1 pseudogene is annotated in these 981 nt (G+C 67.0%); it reads left to right on the forward strand.

The features are described 5' to 3' along the window. Nucleotides 1–981: pseudogene (locus tag ETD86_RS54505) on the forward strand (DNA-directed RNA polymerase subunit beta); the annotation flags it as partial.

Genomic DNA, 981 nt, shown 5'->3' on the forward strand with positions numbered 1-981 from the left:
TGATCCAGAACCAGGTCCGCCTGGGCCTGGCCCGCATGGAGCGCGTCGTCCGCGAGCGCATGACCACGCAGGACGTCGAGGCGATCACCCCGCAGACCCTGATCAACATCCGCCCGGTCGTGGCGTCGATCAAGGAGTTCTTCGGCACCTCGCAGCTGTCGCAGTTCATGGACCAGACCAACCCGCTGGCCGGCCTGACGCACAAGCGGCGTCTGTCCGCGCTGGGTCCCGGTGGTCTGTCCCGTGAGCGGGCCGGCTTCGAGGTCCGTGACGTGCACCCGTCCCACTATGGACGGATGTGCCCGATCGAGACCCCTGAAGGTCCCAACATCGGTCTGATCGGCTCGCTGGCCTCCTATGGCCGGATCAACGCGTTCGGCTTCGTCGAGACTCCTTACCGCAAGGTCGTCGACGGCAAGGTGACCGACCAGATCGACTACCTCACCGCCGACGAGGAAGACCGCTACGTCAAGGCGCAGGCCAACACGGTGCTCAACGCCGACGGCTCGTTCGCCGACGCCCGAGTCCTGGTCCGCACCAAGGGCGGTGAGACCGAGCTCGCCCGTGCCGACGAGGTCGACTACATCGACGTGTCGCCGCGCCAGATGGTGTCGGTGGCCACCGCGATGATCCCGTTCCTCGAGCACGACGACGCCAACCGCGCGCTCATGGGTTCCAACATGCAGCGCCAGTCGGTGCCGCTGCTCAAGAGCGAGGCGCCGCTGGTCGGCACCGGCATGGAATACCGTGCCGCCACCGACGCCGGCGACGTCATCAGCGCCGAGAAGGCGGGCGTGGTCGAGGAGGTCTCGGCCGACTACATCACGGTCATGAACGACGACGGCACACGGACGACCTACCGCGTGGCGAAGTTCAAGCGCTCCAACCAGGGCACGAGCTTCAACCAGAAGCCGATCGTGGCCGAGGGCGACCGGGTGGAGGTCAACCAGGTCATCGCCGACGGTCCGTGCACCGACAAGG

The sequence above is a fragment of the Nonomuraea turkmeniaca genome (assembly GCF_005889735.1).
Lineage (GTDB): Bacteria > Actinomycetota > Actinomycetes > Streptosporangiales > Streptosporangiaceae > Nonomuraea > Nonomuraea turkmeniaca.